The following is a 24,277-nucleotide window of genomic DNA, read 5'->3' on the forward strand; positions in this document are numbered from 1 at the left end:
ATACATGAATGCTGGATAGCAGATTGACAAAAAAGTTCTAATTTTCACTGTTTTGTTGTCATGGTTGTTAAATCGATGTTCGGAAAAATCATTCTTTTTGTTTGTTTTTATCGGATATAACGAATAATAGTTTTCATAAAAAGTTTGGAGTAATATAAAAAAAGAATACGGGAAGATTTTATGTCGCATTTAAATTACAACCATCTTTATTATTTCTGGATGGTCTGTAAGCAAGGCTCGGTTTCAAAGGCAGCTGACGCTCTATTTTTAACCCCGCAAACGGTAACAGGCCAAATAAAAGCACTGGAAGAAAGGGTTGGAGGAAAATTAACAAAGCGAAATGGTCGTAGCGTCCAACCGACGGAACTAGGTCAGCTTATTTATAAATATGCAGATAGAATGTTTGGATTAAGTTATGAGATGCTTGATATCGTAAATTATAGCCAGAGATCGAATGTGTTGTTTGATGTCGGTGTTGCAGATGCACTTTCTAAACGTTTAGTGAGCAAGGTACTCATGACGACGATACCAGAAGATAACAGTATTCATTTACGATGTTTTGAATCTACCCATGAGTTACTTTTAGAGCAACTTTCACAGCATAAGCTCGATATGATTCTTTCTGATTGTCCTGTAGATTCAACCCAAAGCCCCGGCCTTTATAGTAGAAAACTAGGTGAATGTTCATTAAGTTTTTTTAGTTCCGACAATATAAAAGAGGTTGATTTCCCTGCAGTATTAGAAGAAAGGAAAATACTAGTACCTGGAAGTCGAACATCAATGGGAAGAAAAGTATCTCAGTGGTTTGATCAGCAAGGGCTTCGGCCTAATATTCTAGGTGAATTTGATGATGTTGCATTAATGAAAGCTTTTGCTCGGTATCATAAAGACGTTATCTTTCTCGCTCCAAATTTGTATCTTTCTGAAATATCAGAGGGACTACCTTTCCAACTTATTGCTAATGTGAACGAACTTAAAGAAGAGTACTACGTTATATTTGCGGAAAGGATGATTCAACACCCGGCAGTAAAAAGCGTTTGTGAGGCAGATTTTAGTAATTTGTTTGACTAAATTAGAGTATTCTTGTGTAGATGCTTGCCGAAAGCATCATATAGCGTTAGTTTATATCGCCATTCTTGTAAATATGATGAATCAATTACAAGAAAAAATGAGTAAACCGATAACATTCCCAGCGAGTATAAGTTTGATGGAGATAGCGAAATGAACTTACAGGATATGGAAAAAAACTCTGCTCAGGCTGTTGCTTTATTAAAGGCGATGGCGAATGAGAGAAGGTTACAAATCCTTTGTATTTTGCATGATCAGGAATTATCTGTAGGCGAGCTGTGTACTAAATTGAGCCTAAGCCAATCAGCTTTGTCCCAGCATTTAGCATGGTTAAGGCGAGATGGGCTTGTTTCGACAAGAAAAGAAGCACAGACAGTATATTATTCGTTGTACAGTCGTGAAGTAAAAGAGATGATTCGTTTGCTTCATTCATTGTATTGCGGGGTTTGAGATTTAATTACTCAAATTGCAGATATAAAAAAACCGGCGGTTGCCGGTTTTTTTTCGCTTAAATCAATTCTTGAATAACCCGAGGGTTGATTAAAGAGCTTTGATTGCAGAAGCGAAACGAGACTTATGACGCGCAGCTTTATTCTTATGAATAACGCCTTTATTCGCCATACGGTCTAGGATAGGTGAAACTACTGCAAATGCAGTTGTTGCAGCTTCTTTGTCGCCTGCTTCAATAGCAGAGACTGTTTTTTTCATATAAGTGCGCATCATAGAACGACGGCTAGCGTTATGCTGGCGACGTTTCTCAGCTTGGATAGCGCGCTTCTTAGCAGATTTACTGTTTGCCAAGGGTCTAACTCCCAAAAACTTAGTTCGGTGACAATTTAAGGCGGAGGAATATGCCTCTTTATCGCCGATATGTCAAATGATTTGTGCAAAAACCCAGCTAATCCACACAAATTTGGAATAGTTAGGTTAACGCGGTTAAGATGGCGGGATTCTAACAGTATTTTTATACCAATGCCATTAAATATACTAACCAATATGAATGGTTGTAGAATTCTGATATATAACTTCCCTATTTATCTATTTAAAAGAGGTATTTGTGAGCAAACGACTCTTAAAGTCCGGCTTAATCGTTAGTGCGATGACGCTTATTTCGCGCGTGTTGGGCTTAGTTCGTGACGTAGTTGTTGCGAATCTTATGGGGGCAGGTGCCAGTGCCGATGTCTTTTTCTTTGCTAATAAAATACCAAATTTTTTAAGACGCCTGTTTGCAGAAGGTGCGTTTTCCCAAGCATTTGTACCAGTGCTTACCGAATATCAAGCGTTGGGTGACCAAGACAAAACTCGTCAATTAATTGCAAAGGTATCCGGTACATTAGGGGTTTTAGTCACAATAGTTACATTTTTAGGGATAGTCGGCTCTGGAGTGGTTACTGCGATCTTCGGTGCTGGGTGGTTTATGGATTGGCTTAATGATGGTCCTTCTGCAAACAAGTTTGAGTTAGCGAGTTTCTTGTTAAAAATCACTTTCCCGTATTTATGGTTTATTACTTTCGTTGCTCTATCAGGAGCGATCCTTAATACCTTAGGGAAATTCGCAGTATCATCATTTACTCCGGTATTTCTCAATGTAATGATTATTGGTTCCGCGCTATTTATTTCACCAAACCTAGCGCAACCAGAGATCGGACTCGCCATTGGGGTGTTCTTGGGGGGGCGGTTCAATTCATGTTTCAAATTCCTTTTTTATTAAAGGAGAAAGTATTAGTTAAACCTCAATGGGGTTGGCGAGATCCCGGTGTTGTTAAGATTCGTACCTTAATGATTCCCGCTTTATTCGGTGTTTCGGTTAGTCAAATAAACCTTCTGTTGGATACTTTTATTGCCAGCTTTTTAGGCACAGGGTCCATTAGTTGGCTTTATTACTCTGACCGCCTATTAGAGTTTCCTTTGGGTTTGTTTGGTATTGCAATTGCGACTGTCATTCTTCCTTCACTGTCACGTAGTCATGTAGATGAGCAAAGCGAAGGTTTTAAAAATACAATGGACTGGGGAGTGCGTATGGTTGTGTTGCTAGGCTTGCCCGCAATGCTCGGTTTAATGGTATTAGCAAAGCCTATGTTAATGGTACTTTTCATGCGCGGTGAGTTTTCGGTTCATGATGTTCAACAAGCTTCACTCTCTTTGTTTGCGTATGCATCGGGCTTGCTTAATTTTATGTTAATCAAGGTATTAGCTCCTGGTTACTATTCACGACAAGATACAAGAACCCCGGTGAAATACGGTATCATAGCGATGGTCTCAAATATGATTTTTAATGCTATCTTTGCGTATTTTTATGGCTATGTAGGCTTGGCCATGGCGACCGCTCTATCTGCTTTTGTGAATATGGCACTGCTTTATCGAGGTCTACATATTGCCGATGTGTATAAGTGCTCCAAGCAGACATTGATGTTTGTACTGCGTTTAGTCGTTGCTGGTGGTGTAATGGTGTATATGGTTCGTTGGCAATTACCGGAGTTATCTTTGTGGCTCGAGTGGTCGTTAATGGACCGTATATTGGTTCTAGCTGCGCTGATAGGGGCTGGAGGTGTAACTTATTTAATTGTAGCTATCATATTGGGTGTACGAGTTAGGCATTTATCCCCAACCAAATAAGTGGACGTTCCTAAAAAATAGGTGATTCCAATATTCTTACCTTTGAAGTAACAATGGCCCGTTACCTTGGTTCATCATAAAAGCAGTTACGGACTAAGGATGTTTGGTATATAATCCGTCGGTTTCACACTAATGATATTAATAAATTTGAGTTTGTAATTGATCCAATGGAACTGATTCGAGGCATTCACAATATTAAAGCGCACCATAAAGGGTGTGTTCTGACGATTGGTAATTTTGATGGGGTCCATTTAGGACACTTAAAAGTACTCGCTCAGGTTGCTCATAAAGCAAAGTTTTTGGATCTTGACTCAGTTGTAATGACTTTTGAGCCCCAACCAATGGAGCTTTTTGCTAAAGATAATGCACCAGCAAGGCTTAGTCGTTTAAGAGATAAGTACGTTCAACTGAAGAAGTTGGACGTTGATCGTTTATTGTGTGTTAATTTTAATAAGCGCTTTGCCGAATGGCCAGCAGAGTCATTTATTAGTGATTTGTTGGTGAGACGGCTAGGGGTTAAATTTTTGGTCGTGGGTGATGATTTTTGCTTTGGTAAAAATAGAGCAGGAAACTTCGCTATGCTTCAAGAAGCCGGTTTAAAGTACGGATTTGAAGTGGTGAGCACACAAAGCTTTTGTGTAAAAGAACAGAGAGTCAGTAGTACCGCTATTCGACGAGCTCTGAATGACGATAATATAGCGGCAGCAGAAATGTTACTGGGCCGAGCTTATAGTATTAATGGTCGAGTGTCTCACGGACAAAAATTAGGTCGAACGATTGGTTTTCCTACGGCAAACATACCGTTGAAACGACGTGTATCTCCAGTGTCTGGGGTATATGTTGTACAGGTACACGGTATTGGCAAAAAAACAATTGGCGGTGTTGCTAATATTGGTCAGCGACCTACTGTAGATGGTGTACGGCAACAGTTAGAAGTACACCTATTTGACTTTAGTGATAACTTATATGGAAAACAGCTCGAAGTGTCATTACTAAAGAAACTTCGAGATGAAAAACGTTTCGAATCATTCGAAGCACTGAAAAAACAAATTGAATTAGATGCTGAGGCAGCAAGGGTGTGGCTGCATCAGCTCGAGAATTAGCCGAAATATAGGCTAAATAATGTCTAACGCTCGCCCAAGATAACGGAATTAAGAATCAATGACAGACTATAAAGATACCCTGAATTTACCAGAAACAGGGTTTCCGATGCGCGGTAACCTGGCTAATCGTGAGCCGGAAATGCTAAAGCGTTGGTATAAAGAAGATCTTTACGGTGAAATCCGTAAAGCTAAGAAAGGCAAAAAATCTTTTATATTGCACGATGGTCCTCCTTATGCGAATGGGGATATCCATATTGGTCATGCATTAAATAAGATTCTTAAAGACATTATTATAAAATCTAAAACTCTTTCTGGATATGATGCCCCGTATGTACCGGGTTGGGATTGCCACGGTTTACCAATCGAACTTATGGTAGAAAAGAAAGTAGGCAAGCCAGGCCAAAAAGTAACAGCGGCTGAATTTCGCGAAAAATGCCGTCAATACGCTGCTGGGCAAGTTGAAGGACAAAAAGAGAGTTTCAAGCGTCTTGGAATTATGGGTGAGTGGGATAAACCATATCGCACCATGGATTTTGGTACAGAAGCTAACATTATTCGTGCGCTAGGAAAAATTGCTGATCAAGGCCATTTATTGAAAGGGTTCAAGCCCGTTCACTGGTGTACAGATTGTGGTTCCGCATTAGCTGAAGCAGAAGTGGAATACAAAGATAAAGTATCTCCGTCGATAGATGTTAAATTTTCGGCGAAAGATGAAGCTACGATTATCGAGAAATTTTCTCTTATTAAAGATCATCAGGGCCAAGGTGATGTATCTATCGTTATCTGGACTACGACACCATGGACATTGCCGGCTAACCGTGCTGTCGCTGTTCGAGCTGATCTAGAATACGTGCTTATTCAAGTTGAAGGTGACAATCCTCAGCGTCTCATTGTGGCTTCTGAATTAGCTAAAGATGTAATGGATCGAGCAGGTATCGAGCATTATCATAATCTTGGCTTTGCTACCGGTGCAGATCTTGAATTAGTTCGTTTTAATCACCCTTTTTATGGTTTTGACGTTCCCGTCATCCTTGGTGATCACGTAACAACAGAAGCTGGTACAGGTGTTGTACATACAGCGCCAGGACATGGTCAAGAAGACTTTGCAGTTGGTCAGCAATATGGACTTGAAACAGCGAATCCAGTTGGCTCAAATGGTGTTTTTCTTCCTGATACAGAACTGTTTGCAGGTCAACACGTATTCAAAGCAAATGCGTCAGTTTTAGACGTTCTGAAAGAACGTGGTGCGATATTGCATCATCACGCTTATGAGCATAGCTACCCACATTGCTGGCGTCATAAAACACCTATTATTTTCCGTGCAACACCTCAATGGTTTGTCTCTATGGATCAAGCTGGCTTGCGTGCAAAAGCATTGGAAGCAATTAAAGGTGTTCAATGGATCCCAGATTGGGGACAAAGTCGCATTGAAGGGATGATAGAAGGTCGTCCAGAATGGTGTATCTCTCGTCAGCGTACTTGGGGTGTTCCGATTGCCTTATTTGTGCACAAAGAGACCTCAGAACTTCATCCTGATTCAGCAGAGCTTATTGAAAAAGTAGCTAAGCTGGTAGAAGAAAAAGGCATTCAAGCATGGTGGGATGTTGATCCTGCAGATCTACTTGGCGATGATGACGCAACGAAATATGAAAAAGTACTCGATACTTTGGACGTATGGTTTGATTCTGGCGTAACTCACTATTCGGTTGTAGATAATAGAGAAGAGTTCAATGGCCATAGTGCAGATATGTACCTTGAAGGCTCTGATCAGCATCGTGGCTGGTTCCAATCATCAATGATATCTTCAGTTGCCATGAAAGGTATTGCGCCTTATAAGCAAGTATTGACCCATGGTTTTGTGGTTGATGGAAATGGTCGTAAGATGTCTAAGTCTATTGGCAACGTTGTCGCACCAAAAGACGTTACTAACCGTTTAGGCGCGGATATCCTACGCTTGTGGGTCGCTTCAACTGATTACACCGGTGAAGTTGCTGTATCGGATGAAATTCTAAAACGTAGTGCAGACGCTTATCGACGTATTCGAAATACAGCGCGCTTTTTCTTAGCTAACCTAAATGGGTTTAATCCAGAAACGGATTTGGTTCCAGTAGAAGAGATGGTAGCACTTGACCGTTGGGCTGTAGGGCGTGCTAAAGCAGCACAAGTTGAAATTGAAAAAGCTTATGAGGAATATAACACGCATGCGGTAACACAGCGTTTGATGCAGTTCTGTTCTATCGAAATGGGCTCATTCTATCTTGATGTCATAAAAGATCGTCAATATACCGCTAAGCAGGGTGGTAACGCTCAACGTAGTTGTCAGACGGCACTATATTATATTGTAGAAGCGTTAGTTCGTTGGATGGCACCGATTATGTCATTCACTGCAGATGAAATCTGGAATGAAATGCCAGGTAAGCGCAGCCAGTATGTATTCACTGAAGAGTGGTTTGATGGGTTATTTGGCTTAGCTGAAGGCGAAGAGTTAAATGACGAATTCTGGAATGATGTTCAAGCCGTTCGTGGTGCCGTTAATAAACTTCTTGAAGTAGCACGTAAAGAAAAAGTAATCGGTGGTGCTTTGCAAGCTGAAGTCACCCTCTATGTAGATAGCGAGCTAGCACTGAAACTGAATAAACTGGAAGATGAGTTACGCTTCGTTCTATTAACGTCAAAAGCAGAAGTTAAATCTATTGAAGACAAAGTCGATGCAGCTCAGTCCACAGAAGTAGAAGGCTTATTTGTAGAAGTTAAGGCTTCGGAAGCAGAGAAGTGTGAACGTTGTTGGCACCATGTTGCGGATGTTGGCACTGTGGATGGACACGAGAAAATCTGTGGTCGTTGTGCTACAAACGTTGAAGGTGATGGAGAAGAGCGTCACTTCGCTTAATTAATGATTAATATGAACGAAAAATCTCTGACACTTAGACAATCTGGAGTTCGCTGGCTTTGGCTAGCGGCTTTAGTATTTATACTTGATATTGGTATTAAGTATTTAGTTATGGACAATATGGGTTACGGTTGGGCAAATCGAATAGAGATAATGCCTTTCTTTAATCTACTTTATGTACATAACTACGGTGCCGCATTTAGTTTTTTGAGCGACCAGTCGGGTTGGCAAAGGTGGTTTTTTGCCTGTATTGCGTTTTTTGTTAGTGGGCTGCTGACTTTTTGGATGAGTAAGCTTCCAGCAAATGAAAAATGGAATAATGTAGCTTACGCCATGATAATCGGTGGAGCGATAGGCAATGTTTTTGACAGAATCGTTCATGGTTTCGTTATCGATTATTTAGATTTCTTTTGGGGCAGTTACCATTGGCCGGCATTTAATCTAGCAGATAGCGCCATATGTGTAGGTGCAGCTATGATTATTTTAGATGGGCTTAGAAATAAAAAGATTGAATAGCGAGTAGCATTCCAGTTGCTAAATATTTTAAAAAACATCAGATCATATTGGTCTGATGTTTTTTTATCCCTCAAGTTTACCGATCTAGATCACATTTATTTAAATTAAATATAGTTACGAGATATCATTTATTGGTGTAGAAAGGCTTCTAACACTTTATTATCTGTATTATTTGTCATTATTCTCAAAAATGATACAGTTTTACGGGTGTATTTTATTTTATTTAATGGTATGGGATTCTGTGTGGATTCGAGTTAGAATAAAACAAATGACAGAATTCTTTATAAGAGGGGCCGAAAATGCGCAATGACAATTTAAAACTTACTCCTGTTGATAGTAAGACAAAAGCCGCTTTTGCTAAAGTATGCCAAGATGCTGGACTCACTCCACGTGAAGCATTGACTCTATTTACTGAATCTGTAGTTGAACAAGGTGATATACCGTTTCACTTAAAAGCGAAACAACTAGAGTCTTGTATGTATGGGAATAGTGCTTCTTCTCAAATTAGAGTTCCAAAGGATGAAGCAAAGAATGATGAGATGCTTTTTGCTGATACCGAAAGTCGTTTCTTCAATGAATTAATGGGCATTTAACGTCGTTCATTCTCACAACTCTTACGTCCTGAATAAACTTGTGGTTTTTAATATCGTCACTTGGTGGTTAAATAGAGGCAAACGGAAGGTCTTTATTTTTCACTAAGGAATATCTAACACCATGTCTCAAAACCAAATCAACACCACTTCAAATAGTTATCCGATTTCATCAAATAGCACAGTTACTCTCCACTTTACTATTAAGCTAAGCAATGGCTCTGTTGCCGACTCAACTCATAATATGGGTAAACCGGCTCGTTTGACTATTGGTGATGGCAGTCTTAGTGAAAATTTTGAGAGCCATTTAATAGGCCTATTTTCAGGTGATAGCAAGGTAGTAGACTTACCAGCTGAAGATGCATTTGGGGCGGCTAACCCTGATAATATACATCATATGGATCGTTCAAAATTTGTAGGTGATGCTGCAGTTGAGGTCGGTACTATTATGGCTTTTTCAGGACCTGATGGCATGGAAATTCCAGGGATAATCTCAGAAATAGCGGGTGATTCGGTAACGGTTGATTTCAATCATCCTTTAGCAGGACAAGATGTTACCTTTGAAGTCGAAATAATATCTGTAGAATAGACAATAAAGAGATATCAAGAGCAAATAACATGAAAGTATTACTCGCCAATCCCAGAGGTTTTTGTGCTGGTGTAGATCGCGCTATCAGTATCGTTGAACGAGCGTTGGATCTTTACCAATCACCAATTTATGTGCGACATGAAGTTGTACATAATCGATTTGTAGTTGAAGGGCTTAAACAGCGCGGAGCTATCTTCGTTGAAGAGATCCATGAAGTTCCAGATGACAACATTGTTATTTTTTCCGCCCATGGTGTATCGCAAGCTGTACGAGAAGAGGCTAAGTCTCGCGCTTTGACCGTCTTTGATGCTACCTGCCCACTAGTGACTAAAGTGCATATGGAAGTTGCTAGAGCGAGTAAAAGAGATATGGAGGTTGTGCTTATCGGCCATGCTGGTCACCCAGAGGTTGAAGGAACAATGGGACAGTATTCAAGCAATAACGGTGGAATGTACCTCGTTGAAAGACCTGATGACGTTGATAAACTCGTGGTAAAAAATCCGGGCAGTCTACATTATGTCAGTCAAACAACATTATCGGTCGATGAAACAGCCAGTGTTATAAAACGATTGCGAGAGGTTTTTCCTGAAATACAAGGGCCTCGAAAAGATGATATTTGTTATGCGACACAAAATCGACAAGATGCGGTGCGAGGATTGTCTCTTGAAGTCGACGCCCTTATTGTCGTGGGGTCAAAAAACTCGTCTAACTCCACCCGATTAAAAGAACTTGCTGAAAAATTAGGTACTAAAGGTTATCTGACAGACTCGCCAGATGATATTAAAGCTGAATGGTTCGAAAATGTGTCTAAGGTTGGTGTAACTGCGGGTGCTTCTGCACCAGAAGAACTGGTCGATCAGATACTAAATAAGATTCAAGAATTAGGGGCAAAAGAAGTCGAGGAAATTCAAGGGAGAGAAGAAAATATGTTCTTCGAGGTTCCTAAAGAGCTACAGATTAAAAATATCACTTAATAAGTGGTGACTAACTCGCTGTCATTGTGGTCAATATAAGATGAATCGCTATTTTCTTGATTAGAGTTCGTTGTCCTTAGATATTATAGAAAAAGGGTTCCCACTAGGAACCCTTTTTTAGCTTTTAAAACGAGATATCGTTTATTGTTCAGTAAATACGTTAAGCAGTTTTAGCTGGTGCTTTAGGATCATCTTCATCTAATAAATCAGTTTCACCTTTGCCTTTAGATACTGTAATTACATAAGCTGCAGCGCCTACAGCAGAGACAACACCGATAATAGTTGAGATAGTTATAGGTAAGCCAAAACCTAGCTTAGCGCTACTCATGATGAATGAGATACACACTGTCGTCATGAACATTGCTGGAACAGTCGCTATCCAGTGTAGTTTATTGTGACGAAGTAGGTAAGCTGCCGCGGTCCATAGCATAATCGTTGCTGTAGATTGGTTCGCGAAACCGAAGTAGCGCCAAATTATACCGAAATCTACTTGAGTTAAGATACCTCCTACTACGAATAGTGGAATAGCCATAAGAAGACGTTTTGGTAGTGTTTTCTGTTCTACATTGAAGTATTCAGCAAGGATGAGGCGGCTTGAGCGGAAAGCAGTGTCACCTGATGTGATAGGTAGGATAACTACACCGAGGAAAGCTAAAATACCACCGAACACACCAAGAAGGCCAAATGAAGCGCTGTATACAACGTTACCTGGACCACCAGCTTTCACTGCTTCTTGTAAGCCTTCGACTGAACCGAAGAATGATAGAGCGAGCGTACACCAGATAATAGCAATAATACCTTCACCAATCATTGCTCCATAGAAGACGAAGCGGCCGTTCTTTTCATTTTCCATGCATCGAGCCATTAGCGGTGACTGCGTAGCGTGGAAACCAGATATAGCACCACAAGCAATCGTAATGAATAGTGCAGGCCATAAAGGAAGGTTGTTCGGGTTCATGTTACTGAACATGTCACTGATAGCGAAACCACCCATTACTGTGTGCTCGCTAGAGAATGCAACCGCAGCCATTAGACCAACAGACATAAATACGAGCAGTGCACCAAAGAACGGATAGAAACGGCCAATAATTTTATCAACAGGAACAATCGTTGCAATAATGTAGTATGCGAAGATTAAAACAACCATCGATACTTTAGACATTTCGAAAGACGTTTGCTCATTCACAAGGTTTGTGATCATGCCAGCAGGAGCGGAAACAAATACAACACCTACTAAAAGTAAAAGAATGATAGCAAAAACGTTCATAAAGTGGCGTGCACCATTACCTAGGTAACGACCTGTGAGCGTGGGTACAGATGCCCCGTTATTGCGCACAGACAGCATACCAGAGAAGTAATCGTGAACAGCACCAGCGAAGATACAACCGAGCACAATCCATAATAACGCCGCTGGCCCATATAGAGCACCCATAATTGGGCCAAAAATTGGACCAACACCGGCAATGTTTAACAACTGTACTAAATAAACCTTTGGTGTCGACATTGGTACAAAATCGACACCGTCTTGCATTGTGTGCGCTGGAGTTTTGCGGTTTTCGTTAATACCGAAAACTTTTTCAACAAAGGCACCGTAGATAAAGTATCCGCCAATTAAGGCTGCGACACAGAAGAGAAACCACATCATAATATTCGTCCCACTTTTATTAGTAATTTGTATAGTTCATCGTCAATACTAAATTAGGTAAATACTAGGTTCACTCCCTTCTTCGCTGAGTGGTAATATCCGTACTTAAGTGGTTTCTGTGAGGATTTAATGGTTTTAACTATTAACTAATAGAAAAATATATTTACTATCGGCAGCATAGCCAATATGAAAAATGGATACGATAGGTGTTTGACTTCCTAAGTAATATGGACCATTTTGATAGTGCACAACTCTTTGAGTAAGGAATACTAATGTTGTTTAAAAAATTCGCTGTATTTGTAGTGTCACTCTTGATCGTAGCATGTTCATCGAGTGACATCGATCTGGCGAAGAAAGGTGATTGGCATGGGATCGGTTATTCTGACGGCATAAATGGACGACATGCTCGTTCTTTTAATGAATTACAAGAACTAGGTCAGGCAAACCAAGCTGAATATGAGCACGGTTATGTGGGAGGGCTAGAAGAATACTGCAACCCTAATTTTGCTTACCAAATAGGCCTTAATGGCCAATATTACGAAGGCGTATGTGAGGGTACAAAAGAAGCTCAACGGTTTCGTATGGAATGGCAAAGAGGCTGGAACGAATCGAATTAAAAGTAGTGATCTCCGGTATGGGAGATCACATTTTTCCCTTCGTTATCATCACAGTGTTTAGATTCGATAACAAATAACAGGTTTAAAATAGTTTATCCTTCCACGGCCTTTCTTAGAAAGCCATTTTGTTTTTTAAGCTGTATTTGTGCTTGCTGTTTATCCATATTTGTCAGCAGGATCAATATCGCCAGTTTCACATTATAGTCCGTATCCAATAGAGTCAGTTTAGCTATTGATTCGTCACATTCTGTTGCTTGCATTACAATTCGAACGGCTCTTGCTATTAACTTTTTATTGGTCGCTTTTACATCTACCATTAGGTTTTGATAGCTTTTACCTAGTCGAATCATACTTGCAGTGGTTAACATGTTGAGTATAAGCTTTTGAGCTGTACCTGATTTTAATCTAGTTGAACCGGACAAGGCCTCAGGACCAACTACGGGGCTAATCGCTATTTTGGCAATTTCGGCGATAGTTGACGTTGGATTACATGAAATGGCGACGGTTGTTGCACCGAACTCGTTGGCTAACTCTAGGCCACCTATCACATAGGGGGTTCGGCCACTAGCTGCTATGCCAACAACAACATCATTATTATTAAGGTTTATGGCTTTGAGGTCATCTTTACCTAGTGCCGAAGAATCCTCAGCGCCCTCAACGGCTTTAAACATAGCTTGTTCTCCGCCAGCTATTAAGCCAACGACCATGTCACTAGTGACCCCAAAAGTTGGAGGACATTCAGAGGCATCGAGTACCCCAAGACGGCCACTTGTTCCCGCACCCATGTAAATCAAGCGCCCCCCGCTTTTGAAGGCTTGTGTGATTTCATCGACGGCTTTCGCGATTTCCGGTATAACTTTTTCTACAGCGCAAGGGACGAGTTTATCTTGCTCATTGAGTTTTTTTACAATCTCAACAGAAGAAAGCAGATCGATATCCATAGTTTTAGGATTTCGGCCTTCTGATACTAACTGAGATAAGGCGGACATTAGTGCTTCATTGGTCATAAGAGTGCTCCGATTACTCTGCTGGGTAGATAACACCTAGTGAGGCGTATCTAGAGGCTCCGGTCACTTCCGGTAAGTTGCTTGGTAATCCATTTATTCGTCTGTAAGCCAACCAAGCAAATGCAATGGCTTCCATATATTCACCATTTACTCCTCTATCATCGGTTGGGCAGACGGTCCAATCGGGAAGATGTGAACTAATGTTATTCATGAGTACCGGATTTCTGGCACCTCCGCCACATACTAATAATTCAGGCTTTTCTCCTGTTTTATAATGATTTAACTCCTGACATATTGTCATTGCACTGAATTCTGTCAACGTTGCCTGGACATCTTGTGGGAGAAATTGAGTGTCGAACTGATTTAGTTTTTCCATTAGCCATTCGATATTGAATCGCTCTCTGCCCGTGCTTTTTGGTGGGCTTTGAGTAAAATAACTGTCTGCGCACAAGCGTTCTAACAGTTCTGGTATTACTTTACCTGATAAGGCATACAGGCCATCTTTATCATAGGTTTTACCTGTATGTTGATGAATCCAAGCATCCAACAACATATTACCCGGACCAGTATCATAGCCTATAGTGGGCCTGTTAGGCCTAAGTACCGAAATATTGGCAATACCACCAATATTCAAAACAACCACACTAGAATGACCAGGTTGAAAAATGGTTCGATGAAAAGCGGGAACTAAGGGCGCTCCTTGCCCACCTAATGCCATATCTTTACGTCTAAAGTCAGCAACGGTCGTAATTCCGGTTTTAGCTGAAATGATATTGGCATCACCAAGCTGCATCGTAAATGGAGAGTCACCAGTAGGAAGGTGATACACAGTTTGGCCATGATTTCCAATAGCGATAATATCTGTTGCGTTCACAAATGCTTTTCGTAAAAGTTGTTTTACTGCATCGGCATATAGGTGACCTAGCGAAGTGTCAAGCTGTCCAATTTTAACGATATCCGTAGGCTGGCCAGTGGCGAAGCTAAGAATGCCCGCCTTTGTCTCTTCTGGAATAGAGAAGCTATCGAATTCAATCAATGTTGTTTCTTTGTCATTAATTTCTACTAATGCAGTATCAATCCCGTCTAGGCTTGTCCCTGACATTACACCGATATAGAGTGCCTTTTTATTCATATAAATATCTGCCCTTGCTATAAAATATTTCAATTGGACAACATGCTGGAAAATTTATTATATCTAAGTAACTTAAGGTTATAATCTTTTTTTGATTGTACATCAACATTTTCGGGAGTGTGTAAATGGGTCCACTTTGGATTGATATTTCAGGATATGAATTAGATGCGGAAGATCGAGAGATTTTGCAGCATCCAACTGTCGGTGGATTAATTTTATTTGCTAGGAACTTCCATGATAATGAGCAGTTATTAGCTTTATGTAATGAGATCCGAAAAGTAAGTAAACATCGCCTGCTTATTGGCGTCGACCAAGAAGGTGGTTTAGTTCAACGATTTCGTAATGGATTTACGCCTATTCCAGCAGCACAATCATTCTCACAATTGGAAAATGGAACCCAATTAGCCCAGCAAGCTGGTTGGCTGATGGCTGCTGAATTAATCGCTCATAACATAGATCTTAGTTTTGCTCCTGTTTTAGATAAAGGGCATGAATGTAAAGCAATACGAAGTCGTGCATTTGGTGAAGATATTCAAACTATATTGACCTATAGCTCAGCGTACATGAAAGGCATGAAGCAAGTAGGAATGGCTACGACAGGCAAACATTTTCCTGGTCATGGCGGAGTCATCGCCGATTCACATCTAGAGACGCCTTATGATAATAGAAATAATATATTTGAAACGGATATGGCTATCTTTAAGTCTCAAATTGAATCTGGAATTTTAGATGCAATGATGCCTGCTCACGTTATTTACCCGCATTACGATTCAGAGCCTGCAAGTGGATCAACCTATTGGTTGAAAGACATATTACGTAAAAAATTGGGTTTTTCTGGTGTGGTTTTTTCAGATGACTTGAACATGGAAGGTGCTTCGATCATGGGGTCTGCGGCAGAACGTGCGAAACAAGCTCTTGCAGCTGGTTGCGACATGCTGTTGCTTTGCAACAATCGAAACCGTAGCGTGGAAATTTTGGATAGTTTGCCAATAACAACGTCTTTAGTTGGTGAATCCTTAGCTAAGAAGCAGAGTTTTACATTATCCGAGTTAAAGTTATCTCGAGAATGGAAAGATGCTAGTGAAGCGATGAAAAGGGTTATTGGATAAAAGACGTTATTAAACGATTCCCAATTTTTCTTTTAGTAATTTTAAGTATCGACGGCTGACCGGTACAGTAAGATCATGTAGCGTAATGATTTCCGCTAAGCCGTTTTCTAACAATTTTATTTCTTTAATTGCTTTGGTATTAATTAAGTACTGTCTGTGACATCGAAGAAGATCCGTCTTTTCTTCTAACACTTTGAGCGTTAACTGACTTGAGGCGGTTTGTTCAGCGCTTCGAATATGTACGCCACTTATATCACTAAATGCATATTCAACATCTTGAGTTGAAATGATCATTATCCTATTTAAACCAATACAGGGGATCTGTTCTAAGCGCGCAGGGGCGAGTATAGACAGATCGTGTTTGGCTATGGCTTTATTATGCTGCTTTACTAATCGACAGACTGTTTTGTCTAACCGTTTAATATCAATAGGCTTTAATAGGTAATCAAACGCGTTGTCTTCAAATGCTTGAATGGCATACTGATCAAATGCAGTAACAAATACCACCATTGGCATCGTATCTGGGTCCAGCATTGCGAGCAGCTCTATGCCTGTTACCTGAGGCATTTGGATATCTAAAAAAATAACATCAGGCTTTAAAGTATTTATTTTTTTGAGCCCTTCGATAGCATTGTTTGCTTGCCCGATGACGTCAATATTATCTGTGTCACGTAATAACTCTGACAGTTCTTCGCGAGCAAGTTGTTCGTCATCTATGACTAATGCAGTAAGCATTGTTATCCCTTATTGTGTTATTTCTCATTAGGAATGATAAAGCTCATTTGAGTTAATTGGTTTTTTTCTACGTGAGTTTTTAGCTCCCCGTCACGCCCAAAGTAATTAGATAAGCGTTTGCTCACAATTTGCATACCTAAACCCTCGTGGTCTTTTTTGGGTTCAACATAGCTACCAGCGTTGTCCTCAACAATTATTTCACACCCTAATTCGTTACATTGATTGTAAATTTTGATCTTCCCACCCTCTAACATATGAGAGACACCGTGCTTTATTGAATTTTCCACTAAAGGTTGCAGGGTAAAGCTGGGTACCTTTTTATCCTGTAGCTCTAAGTCTATATCTACCTGAACCTCTAATCGATCGCTAAAGCGTGCTTTTTCGATGGTTAAGTAGGCATTAACGTGGGCTAACTCTTCTCTAAGCGTCACAGTTTCAATGTTTTGCTTAAGGTTACTGCGGAAAAAATGCGAGAGGTGCTGAATTAGCTCTCTTGCTTTATCCGGATTTTTACGGATAACAGCACTGATAGTATTAAGGGCATTGAATAAAAAATGAGGGTTTACTTGAGCATGCAGGAGTTTTATTTCTGATTGAGACAATAGCATCTGTTGCTCTTGATAATCGCCATAAAGGATCTGACTAGAAAGCAATTGGGCTATACCTTCAGCCATGGACATATTGATTGTAGAAAACAGTTTTCTCTTTGGTTCGTATAGCTTTATCGTTCCGACAATTTTGTCTCCTGCTCTTAATGGAATAATGAGTGCAGAACCTAATTTACAGTTTTCAGAAAGAGAGCACTGATATGGATTATCCTTACCATCTAAATAAATGATGTCATTTTTTTCCATGGCATCAAGGGTACATTGTGAAGAAATAGGAGTGTTCGGTTTATGGTGGTCATCACCAATACCAACAAAAGCCAGTATTTTATTCGTATCTGTTATTGCTACAGCACCTACATTGGTTTCTTCATAAACAATACGAGCTATTCTTGCCGCATTTTTGGAGTTAAAACCAGTATTCAAAATACCAACGGATCGCTCCGCAATATTAAGAGCCCTTCGGGAGAATGTAGCTGAGTACTTTTCAAAGATAGTCTTTCTATCTTGTAGAATGCTCATAAAGAGCGCAGCCCCAACTGAGTTGGCAATAATCATTGGTGCTGCGATAGCTGAAACTAAGGTATAAGCTTGATCAAAGGGTTTTGCGACGATAAGCAGAATTAACATCTGAATGATTTCAGCAAAAAGAGTAATTGAAAAAACCACACTAGGGTTAAATAACTGCTCAGGTTTGTTCTTTTTGACTAAATAACTATGTAATACGCCGCCAATAACACCTTCAGCCGTAGTTGATATGGCACAAGCTATATCGGTAAAACCGCCTAAAGTGTAGCGGTGAATACCACCAGTAAAACCAACGGCAAAGCCAACGATTGGGCCGCCAAAGATACCGCCCATTACAGCGCCAATCGCACGAGTATTAGCGATAGCGTCATTGATTTGCAATCCAAAGTAGGTTCCCATTACGCAAAACAGTGAAAAAATTACGTAACAGTTAAGCTTGTTTTCAAGGCGATTTGAAATATTTAATAAGGGCAAAAAGACAGGTGTTTTACTGAGCATATAAGCTAAAACCAGATATACGCACATTTGTTGTAATAAAGAGAGAATTAATTCCATACAGTTAGCCCAGTATAAGTCATAGCAACGCCATCTTATGCGAGATTAGAAAAATTGAGTAGAATCTAGATCGTATTTATAACACTTGGCTGACAATATTTGCATGTAAATATAAGTTTACAGTTAATGTTTTTATTTATTTACACTTGAAACTTTTATTTATACTGGTATTTTATGCGTTAAGTTAGCTGTTTTGAGTCACTGACGAAATTTATTGTAAAAAATTATTTACGGAATTAAAGATGAAAAAAAGTACATTAAGTAATATCAACATCAGTGATGAACAGGTTTTAATCACACCAAGTGAATTAAAGAAAAAATTACCTCTTAGCGAAAATGCGAGGCAGTTTATTCAGGAATCTCGTCAAACGATTTCAGATATTATACATAAGAAAGACCACCGTTTATTGGTTGTTTGTGGTCCTTGCTCTATTCATGATGTAGACGCAGCCATGGAATATGCAAAACGTCTTAAAGCCCTGTCTGCTCAACTGAATGACCAAATATACATTGTAATGCGCGTTTACTTTGAAAAACCACGTACTACGGTGGGTTGGAAAGGTCTTATCAATGACCCTCAGTTAGATGGTACCTTTGATATCGAACATGGGTTACATGTAGGTAGAAAGCTATTGGTAGATTTAGCTGAAATGGAAATTCCATTGGCTACGGAAGCATTGGATCCTATTAGCCCTCAATATCTCTCTGATACGTTTAGCTGGGCAGCAATTGGCGCAAGAACTACTGAATCTCAGACGCATCGTGAAATGGCAAGTGGCCTTTCTATGCCGATTGGCTTTAAAAATGGGACAGATGGTAGCCTTTCGACTGCGATCAACGCGATGCAAGCAGCATCGTCTAGCCACCGTTTTATGGGGATTAATACTGAGGGACAGGTTGCTCTTCTTACTACGCAAGGAAACAGTAATGGTCATGTGATATTGCGTGGTGGTAAACAAACTAACTATGATTCTGTTTCAGTTGCTGAGTGTGAAGAAGAATTAGCTAAATATGAACTTGATGCCGCATTGATGATAGATTGCAGCCATGCCAACTCACGTAAAGACTATCGTCGTCAAACTTTGGTTGCTGAGGATGCTATTTCTCAAATACGGGAGGGGAATAAATCGATTATTGGGTTAATGATTGAGAGCCATTTAAATGCAGGGAATCAATCATCAGATATTCCGTTAGATCAAATGGAGTATGGTGTTTCTATTACTGATGCATGTATTGATTGGCAGTCAACTGAGACATTATTATGTAATGCCCATGAAGAATTAGTGCCATTCCTACAAGATAGAGTTCAGGTTGAGTAATAAACCCTTGATTTAAGGTATAATCTTAAACCAGAGTTTTAACGAACAGTGGAGCCGCTTTTAGCTGCTTCACTTTTTATTTAATTAACAAAGATAAAGGCAAATTTGATGGCCGTTGAGTTAAATGAGTTACGTGATCAAATTGATGAAGTAGATAAGCAGATGATAGAGCTGTTAGTTCGTCGCTTATCTCTTGTTGAAAAAGTTGGTGAAGTAAAAAGTGAGCACGGTCTGCCCATTTATGCTCCGGATAGAGAAGCTGCAATGCTAGCATCTCGTCGACAAGAAGCAGAAAAGCGTGGAATTCCGCCTCAGTTAATTGAAGATATTTTGCGTAGAACCATGCGCGAGTCTTACGCAAGTGAAAAAGATTCCGGTTTCAAATGCTTAAATCCTTCTTTGCGTCCAGTTGTTATTGTCGGTGGTAATGGTCAATTAGGTAGTTTGTTTGGACGTATGTTTACGCTTTCTGGATATGAAGTGAAAGTGTTAGGCAGTAAAGATTGGGATAACGCTGACGAATTGTTGCATGATGCAGGATTAGTGGTGGTCACCGTTCCAATACACCTAACAGCAAACGTAATAGATAAATTAAACAGGCTACCAGATGATTGTATTCTTTGTGACCTTACGTCGATAAAGTCGAAGCCATTAGAGCAGATGTTAAAAGTGCATTCAGGGCCAGTGGTCGGTTTGCATCCGATGTTTGGACCTGATGTTCCAAGTCTAGCAAAGCAAGTTATTGTTTATTGTGATGGTCGAGGCAATGAAGAGTACCAGTGGCTACTGAAGCAATTCGGTATTTGGGGTGCGAGTCTGTGTAATATTGATGCGAAAGAGCACGATCATGGTATGACGCTAATACAAGCGTTACGTCACTTTACGTCATTTGCTTATGGTCTTCATTTAAGCCGTGAGAACCCTAATATAGATAAATTGCTTCAACTGAGCTCGCCTATTTATCGTTTAGAGTTGGCCATGGTAGGAAGACTGTTTGCGCAAGATCCAAACCTATATGCGGATATTATTTTGTCATCAGAAGAAAATATCGAGATGATAAAACGATTTCACACCAGTTTTGGTGAAGCTATAAATGTATTGGAAGGCCATGATAAGGCCGGGTTTGTGGAAAGCTTTGAGAAGGTTAGTGATTGGTTTGGCGATTATTCACAGCAGTTTATGAATGAAAGTCAAAACCTGCTTAAGCAAGCTAATGACGCCATCCATCGAGGTTAATACTCGCTTTTTTGTATTGCGCTAGCCTAGAGTAATTAAAAAAAGCCCTCTATTCATATGGATAGAGGGCTTTTGATTAAGGATCCTATCTGATAATTACCAAGTTAACAGATAGTGGGGGTTGACCCTATTTTTCAAAGTTGTCGAAACAAAGAATTAGTTTGATTCTGTTGCTGTTTTTAATTCGTCATTCTGGTCTTTCTTGAAAGCGACGAATACCGCTTTATTTTTAAATACGATTCTGTTCACTGCTAGAGCAAATACAACACAAGCTATTAATGTAATCGCCATTAAGTGAATAAAGTGTAGACCAAATGGAGCAGTACCAAATGTGAAGTAGCCATATAGCGCTGTACCAAATACCACTGATAAAATTACTGATTCAGCACGTACGTTACGGAACATTAGGCCAGTAATAAATGCCGACAAGATAGGCATGCTTAGTAAACCATTTAGCTGTTGTAGTAAGTTAATCAAGCTATCGGCTGTTGCGAATGCAGGAACCAATAAGATAGCGATCAATACGAAGCTAATTGATACCACATTGTTTAGACGTTTAACGTTTGGTTCAGGATTAAAATACTTCTGGTGAATGTCACAAACATACAAAGCAGCAGAGGAGTTCAGTACAGAGTTAAAACTTGTTAATACTGCTGCTGCCATTACCGCTGCAAATGCACCTGATAGATAGCTTGGAAGTAGATCACCAACGATACGACCATATGCTTGGTCACCAATGTCGCCGTACAATTTGTAAGAGACAATACCCGGAATAATTACGATTGCAGGAACAATAAGGATACGGATACAAGCAGCGGCTAGAACTCCTTTTTGTGCTTCTTTAACGTTTTCTGCTGCCATGGCGCGTTGGGTGATGGTTTGGTTAGTACTCCAGTAATATATCTGGATAAATAACATACCAGTTAACAGCGTAGGCCATGGGATAGGCGAGTCAGGTCCGCCTATCAACGTTAGGCGCTCTTCAGGAATACCTGAGAAGTCAAAATCAATGGCATTAAGAGATAGATATACAATCAATACTGCCATTAGAAGTAGGCCGACACCACTAAAAGTATCTGATACTGCAACGGCACGTAAGCCACCAAAAATAGCGTAAGCAGAGCCAACAACGGCAAACATGATAGCAATTGGCATAAGACCGATTTCAACATTAAACATGGTTTGCATGAACAGCGCACCACCATAAAGCATAGCTGGAAGGTAAATAAAGATGTTACCTAATAGGAATAAAGTTCCTACTGTTGCGCGGATATGCTTGCTGTTGTATCGACGTTCTAAAAGTTCAGTCGTTGTTGTACAGTTGTACTTGTAATATATAGGAACAAATACTTTGGCCAGAATGATTAGGCCGACGAACCCACAAAGTTCCCAAAGAGCAAGAAGTGCCATTTGGTTACCATTCATACCAACCAATTGGTCAGTACTTAAGTTAGTTAGTGTAATTGAACCTGCGATAAATACCCAAGAAAGCCCACCACCTGCAAGGAAGTAATCTTTAGCGCCTTCACCACGAGGACCTGCTTCTGCACACTTACGGTAAGTCAGGTAACCAACTAGAGCCGTAAGACCAAGAAATACGATTAGCTGAATGGCCGAATCCATATCTTTCACCTTTTGATTAAATTAAAAAAATATCGAACTGGAATCGTTTACACAAGGCGGTGGATATATTGGATAATAAAAAATGGCCTTGAAAGTCTTTGTATTCAACAGTTCTGTAAGTTTGATGCGGTGAGGATACGTTGGCATTATTATTAATTCCGTGATCTACATACTATTAGTGGAAACGTTTACCTAAAAGTGGTGGTTTATTGTCATAATTTTGTTTGCGATCACATAAATATTAATTATCTTCGTGATTATTTTGTCTTCATTTTATTTGCTACCTATTTTAAAGGCTTGGTGTGGTATTTTGTTTATTAATTTGTATGTTTGCGTACGACATTTTATTTTTTGAGTGGTCATGTGGCATGTGGGATATGTAAAGCGTGATTCTGAGAGGTAAAGGGCACCGCTGACAAAAAAATCAGTGCCCTAGGATATAGGATGGATTAATGCTGATTAGCAAATAGTAGTCGTCCATACTGCTCAAGTTTGACGAGCCTATCGTTCGCGTTTGTCATGAACTCTGTTTTGGCTGCACCTTTAAGTGACTTAGATTGAGGTAGCTTAACGGTTCTTGGATTTTTATGGACACCGTTTACGAGGAATTCATAGTGCAGGTGGGGTCCTGTTACTCGTCCTGTCCCACCTAATGTACCGACTGACTGCCCCTGTTTTACTCGCTGCCCAGTTTTAACATAGCGACGTTTCATATGAAGATATTTAGTAATATAGGTATTGCTGTGACGTATAAACACGTAGTTGCCATTAAATTGGTTGTAACCAGACTTATCGACAATGCCGTCTCCAGCTGCCCATATAGGTGTCCCAACAGGAGCCGCGTAATCAGTGCCTCTGTGCGCGGTGACTTTTCCTGTCACAGGATGTCGCCTTTTGGGGTTGAAATTGGATGTTACTCGTCTGAAGTCTATTGGTGAGCGCAAGAATGCCTTTTTCATCGCTCTGCCATTTTCGTCGAAATAATTACCGGTATTATCGTCGAGTATGGCCTTAAATGTTTCACCTTGGTTTGAAAAAATAGCCGCAATAATTCGGCCACGTCCCATTTTTTCACCTTCTACTATTTTCTCTTCGTATAAGACTTTAAAACTGTCCCCAGATCGAATATCGAGAGCAAAATCAATATCCCAACCGAAGATACCAGCAAGTTCCATTATTTGGGTGGGCGTTAAATTAGCAGAAAGTGCCGCATTCCAGAAGTTAGAAGTGATCTCAGCTTCTGTATAATTAAATTGTATATCAACGGTTTTTGTTTCAAATGCAGCGGCATAACCGTTCTCAGCTTTAGTTATCCGAAAGGTTTCAAATGGAGTGATAACTCGCTTTATTTGCAATAGTTCGTTATTTTCATCAAAACCAAAAGAGAGTTCTTCACCGACGCGTAAACGTGAAAGTTGATTATTAATCTCTTTATCACTTGTTATTAGTTGATGTAGCAGTTGAGCTGATAACCCAATCCTATTAAATAACTTTGCTGCGCTTTCTCCTGAGGCAATTTTATATTTTTCCCAACGAACCACAGAATCGGGAAGAATGCTGTTTTTCGTTTCTAATGTTTCCATACTTATGGCAACGGGATAATGCTGACCAACCTCTAGTGTCGTTTGATCTATAGCCAAGTCTTCGCTATCGGGAAGAAACAGAGCCGCAGAAATAAGCGCTGATAAAATCAGAATCAAGGAGCGATGAATAATGGGAAGTCGAAAAAAGTAGAAAGCATGGTCGATAATTATTAATTTTGATGAATTTTGGCAATACGGAGTTTAACTGGTTTCAAAATACATAGCTATTCAAGTAAA

General features: G+C 40.0%; 20 protein-coding genes and 1 pseudogene. 13 read left to right on the forward strand and 8 right to left on the reverse strand.

The features are described 5' to 3' along the window. Positions 1 to 180 precede the first annotated feature (180 nt). Positions 181 to 1,071, forward strand: coding sequence for a transcriptional activator NhaR (gene nhaR, locus PGX00_RS04980; protein ID WP_272133409.1), 891 nt, complete (start codon positions 181 to 183; stop codon positions 1,069 to 1,071). Between the two features lie 150 nt (positions 1,072 to 1,221). Beyond that, positions 1,222 to 1,518, forward strand: coding sequence for an ArsR/SmtB family transcription factor (locus tag PGX00_RS04985; RefSeq protein ID WP_272133411.1), 297 nt, complete (start codon positions 1,222 to 1,224; stop codon positions 1,516 to 1,518). A 90-nt stretch (positions 1,519 to 1,608) separates the two neighbouring features. Here the strand turns inward: PGX00_RS04985 and rpsT are convergent, their stop codons facing one another. After that, on the reverse strand, positions 1,609 to 1,869 hold the full coding sequence (rpsT, locus tag PGX00_RS04990) for a 30S ribosomal protein S20 (RefSeq protein ID WP_272133413.1): 261 nt from the start codon (positions 1,867 to 1,869) through the stop codon (positions 1,609 to 1,611). Positions 1,870 to 2,125: 256 nt separating this feature from the next. Here rpsT and murJ point away from each other — a divergent pair. The 7 genes and pseudogenes from murJ (at position 2,126) to ispH (ending at position 10,346) form a co-directional block, all read left to right on the forward strand. Further along, positions 2,126 to 3,684, forward strand: a pseudogene (gene murJ, locus PGX00_RS04995) (murein biosynthesis integral membrane protein MurJ). 167 nt (positions 3,685 to 3,851) lie between these two features. After that, positions 3,852 to 4,787 (forward strand): bifunctional riboflavin kinase/FAD synthetase, encoded by a 936-nt coding sequence (ribF, locus tag PGX00_RS05000; RefSeq protein WP_272133415.1) that lies wholly within the window; start codon positions 3,852 to 3,854, stop codon positions 4,785 to 4,787. A gap of 58 nt (positions 4,788 to 4,845) precedes the next feature. Continuing rightward, entirely contained in the window at positions 4,846 to 7,677 is a 2,832-nt protein-coding gene (gene ileS / locus PGX00_RS05005) for an isoleucine--tRNA ligase (RefSeq protein ID WP_272133417.1), read from the forward strand. A gap of 12 nt (positions 7,678 to 7,689) precedes the next feature. Beyond that, positions 7,690 to 8,193 (forward strand): signal peptidase II, encoded by a 504-nt coding sequence (lspA, locus tag PGX00_RS05010; protein ID WP_272133420.1) that lies wholly within the window; start codon positions 7,690 to 7,692, stop codon positions 8,191 to 8,193. A 299-nt stretch (positions 8,194 to 8,492) separates the two neighbouring features. Next, positions 8,493 to 8,786 carry a type II toxin-antitoxin system RelB/DinJ family antitoxin gene (locus PGX00_RS05015; protein ID WP_272133422.1) on the forward strand — a complete coding sequence of 98 codons (294 nt, stop codon included), beginning with the start codon at positions 8,493 to 8,495 and terminating at the stop codon, positions 8,784 to 8,786. Positions 8,787 to 8,907: 121 nt separating this feature from the next. Then, the gene (gene fkpB, locus PGX00_RS05020) at positions 8,908 to 9,372 is read left to right on the forward strand and encodes an FKBP-type peptidyl-prolyl cis-trans isomerase (RefSeq protein WP_272133423.1); all 465 of its coding nucleotides are present in this window, start codon (positions 8,908 to 8,910) and stop codon (positions 9,370 to 9,372) included. Positions 9,373 to 9,401: 29 nt separating this feature from the next. Continuing rightward, entirely contained in the window at positions 9,402 to 10,346 is a 945-nt protein-coding gene (ispH, locus tag PGX00_RS05025; RefSeq protein ID WP_272133424.1) for a 4-hydroxy-3-methylbut-2-enyl diphosphate reductase, read from the forward strand. Positions 10,347 to 10,506: 160 nt separating this feature from the next. On the opposite strand, the gene PGX00_RS05030 is transcribed toward ispH, so the two are convergent. After that, positions 10,507 to 11,991 carry a carbon starvation CstA family protein gene (locus PGX00_RS05030; RefSeq protein ID WP_272133426.1) on the reverse strand — a complete coding sequence of 495 codons (1,485 nt, stop codon included), beginning with the start codon at positions 11,989 to 11,991 and terminating at the stop codon, positions 10,507 to 10,509. 272 nt (positions 11,992 to 12,263) lie between these two features. Between PGX00_RS05030 and PGX00_RS05035 the strand changes: the two genes are divergently transcribed. Next, complete coding sequence (locus PGX00_RS05035; protein WP_272133428.1) at positions 12,264 to 12,608, forward strand: DUF2799 domain-containing protein; 345 nt, start codon at positions 12,264 to 12,266, stop codon at positions 12,606 to 12,608. A 92-nt stretch (positions 12,609 to 12,700) separates the two neighbouring features. Here PGX00_RS05035 and murQ read toward each other — a convergent pair whose 3' ends face one another. Together murQ and PGX00_RS05045 are read right to left on the reverse strand one after the other, a co-directional pair. After that, on the reverse strand, positions 12,701 to 13,615 hold the full coding sequence (gene murQ, locus PGX00_RS05040; protein WP_272133430.1) for an N-acetylmuramic acid 6-phosphate etherase: 915 nt from the start codon (positions 13,613 to 13,615) through the stop codon (positions 12,701 to 12,703). Between the two features lie 13 nt (positions 13,616 to 13,628). Next, a complete protein-coding gene (locus PGX00_RS05045) occupies positions 13,629 to 14,747 on the reverse strand; it encodes an anhydro-N-acetylmuramic acid kinase (RefSeq protein WP_272133432.1) in 1,119 nt (372 codons plus the stop codon). A gap of 125 nt (positions 14,748 to 14,872) precedes the next feature. Here PGX00_RS05045 and nagZ point away from each other — a divergent pair, with 125 nt between their 5' ends. Continuing rightward, a complete protein-coding gene (gene nagZ, locus PGX00_RS05050) occupies positions 14,873 to 15,856 on the forward strand; it encodes a beta-N-acetylhexosaminidase (RefSeq protein WP_272133433.1) in 984 nt (327 codons plus the stop codon). A gap of 9 nt (positions 15,857 to 15,865) precedes the next feature. Here the strand turns inward: nagZ and btsR are convergent, their stop codons facing one another. Both btsR and PGX00_RS05060 read right to left on the reverse strand, forming a co-directional pair. Continuing rightward, on the reverse strand, positions 15,866 to 16,591 hold the full coding sequence (btsR, locus tag PGX00_RS05055; RefSeq protein ID WP_272133435.1) for a two-component system response regulator BtsR: 726 nt from the start codon (positions 16,589 to 16,591) through the stop codon (positions 15,866 to 15,868). A gap of 17 nt (positions 16,592 to 16,608) precedes the next feature. Beyond that, entirely contained in the window at positions 16,609 to 18,279 is a 1,671-nt protein-coding gene (locus tag PGX00_RS05060; RefSeq protein WP_272133436.1) for a sensor histidine kinase, read from the reverse strand. A 242-nt stretch (positions 18,280 to 18,521) separates the two neighbouring features. On the opposite strand from PGX00_RS05060, the gene PGX00_RS05065 reads away from it, so the two are divergent. Further along, positions 18,522 to 19,598, forward strand: a complete 1,077-nt coding sequence (locus PGX00_RS05065) for a 3-deoxy-7-phosphoheptulonate synthase (RefSeq protein WP_272133438.1) — start codon at positions 18,522 to 18,524, stop codon at positions 19,596 to 19,598. Between the two features lie 108 nt (positions 19,599 to 19,706). Continuing rightward, complete coding sequence (gene tyrA / locus PGX00_RS05070; RefSeq protein ID WP_272133440.1) at positions 19,707 to 20,834, forward strand: bifunctional chorismate mutase/prephenate dehydrogenase; 1,128 nt, start codon at positions 19,707 to 19,709, stop codon at positions 20,832 to 20,834. A 156-nt stretch (positions 20,835 to 20,990) separates the two neighbouring features. Here tyrA and PGX00_RS05075 read toward each other — a convergent pair whose 3' ends face one another. Both PGX00_RS05075 and PGX00_RS05080 read right to left on the reverse strand, forming a co-directional pair. Then, the gene (locus PGX00_RS05075; RefSeq protein WP_272133441.1) at positions 20,991 to 22,457 is read right to left on the reverse strand and encodes an SLC5 family protein; all 1,467 of its coding nucleotides are present in this window, start codon (positions 22,455 to 22,457) and stop codon (positions 20,991 to 20,993) included. Positions 22,458 to 22,906: 449 nt separating this feature from the next. Continuing rightward, positions 22,907 to 24,205 carry a peptidoglycan DD-metalloendopeptidase family protein gene (locus PGX00_RS05080; protein ID WP_272137935.1) on the reverse strand — a complete coding sequence of 433 codons (1,299 nt, stop codon included), beginning with the start codon at positions 24,203 to 24,205 and terminating at the stop codon, positions 22,907 to 22,909. Positions 24,206 to 24,277 lie beyond the last annotated feature (72 nt).

This window comes from Vibrio algarum (assembly GCF_028204155.1).
GTDB lineage: Bacteria > Pseudomonadota > Gammaproteobacteria > Enterobacterales > Vibrionaceae > Vibrio > Vibrio algarum.

Bases quoted from the DNA above. Each gene is read 5' to 3' on its own strand.
- nhaR (WP_272133409.1), top strand. From the start codon at position 181: ATGTCGCATTTAAATTACAACCATCTTTATTATTTCTGGATGGTCTGT.
- PGX00_RS04985 (WP_272133411.1), top strand. From the start codon at position 1,222: ATGAACTTACAGGATATGGAAAAAAACTCTGCTCAGGCTGTTGCTTTA.
- ribF (WP_272133415.1), top strand. From the start codon at position 3,852: ATGGAACTGATTCGAGGCATTCACAATATTAAAGCGCACCATAAAGGG.
- ileS (WP_272133417.1), top strand. From the start codon at position 4,846: ATGACAGACTATAAAGATACCCTGAATTTACCAGAAACAGGGTTTCCG.
- lspA (WP_272133420.1), top strand. From the start codon at position 7,690: ATGAACGAAAAATCTCTGACACTTAGACAATCTGGAGTTCGCTGGCTT.
- PGX00_RS05015 (WP_272133422.1), top strand. From the start codon at position 8,493: ATGCGCAATGACAATTTAAAACTTACTCCTGTTGATAGTAAGACAAAA.
- fkpB (WP_272133423.1), top strand. From the start codon at position 8,908: ATGTCTCAAAACCAAATCAACACCACTTCAAATAGTTATCCGATTTCA.
- ispH (WP_272133424.1), top strand. From the start codon at position 9,402: ATGAAAGTATTACTCGCCAATCCCAGAGGTTTTTGTGCTGGTGTAGAT.
- PGX00_RS05030 (WP_272133426.1), bottom strand. From the start codon at position 11,991: ATGATGTGGTTTCTCTTCTGTGTCGCAGCCTTAATTGGCGGATACTTT.
- PGX00_RS05035 (WP_272133428.1), top strand. From the start codon at position 12,264: ATGTTGTTTAAAAAATTCGCTGTATTTGTAGTGTCACTCTTGATCGTA.
- murQ (WP_272133430.1), bottom strand. From the start codon at position 13,615: ATGACCAATGAAGCACTAATGTCCGCCTTATCTCAGTTAGTATCAGAA.
- PGX00_RS05045 (WP_272133432.1), bottom strand. From the start codon at position 14,747: ATGAATAAAAAGGCACTCTATATCGGTGTAATGTCAGGGACAAGCCTA.
- nagZ (WP_272133433.1), top strand. From the start codon at position 14,873: ATGGGTCCACTTTGGATTGATATTTCAGGATATGAATTAGATGCGGAA.
- btsR (WP_272133435.1), bottom strand. From the start codon at position 16,591: ATGCTTACTGCATTAGTCATAGATGACGAACAACTTGCTCGCGAAGAA.
- PGX00_RS05060 (WP_272133436.1), bottom strand. From the start codon at position 18,279: ATGGAATTAATTCTCTCTTTATTACAACAAATGTGCGTATATCTGGTT.
- PGX00_RS05065 (WP_272133438.1), top strand. From the start codon at position 18,522: ATGAAAAAAAGTACATTAAGTAATATCAACATCAGTGATGAACAGGTT.
- tyrA (WP_272133440.1), top strand. From the start codon at position 19,707: ATGGCCGTTGAGTTAAATGAGTTACGTGATCAAATTGATGAAGTAGAT.
- PGX00_RS05075 (WP_272133441.1), bottom strand. From the start codon at position 22,457: ATGGATTCGGCCATTCAGCTAATCGTATTTCTTGGTCTTACGGCTCTA.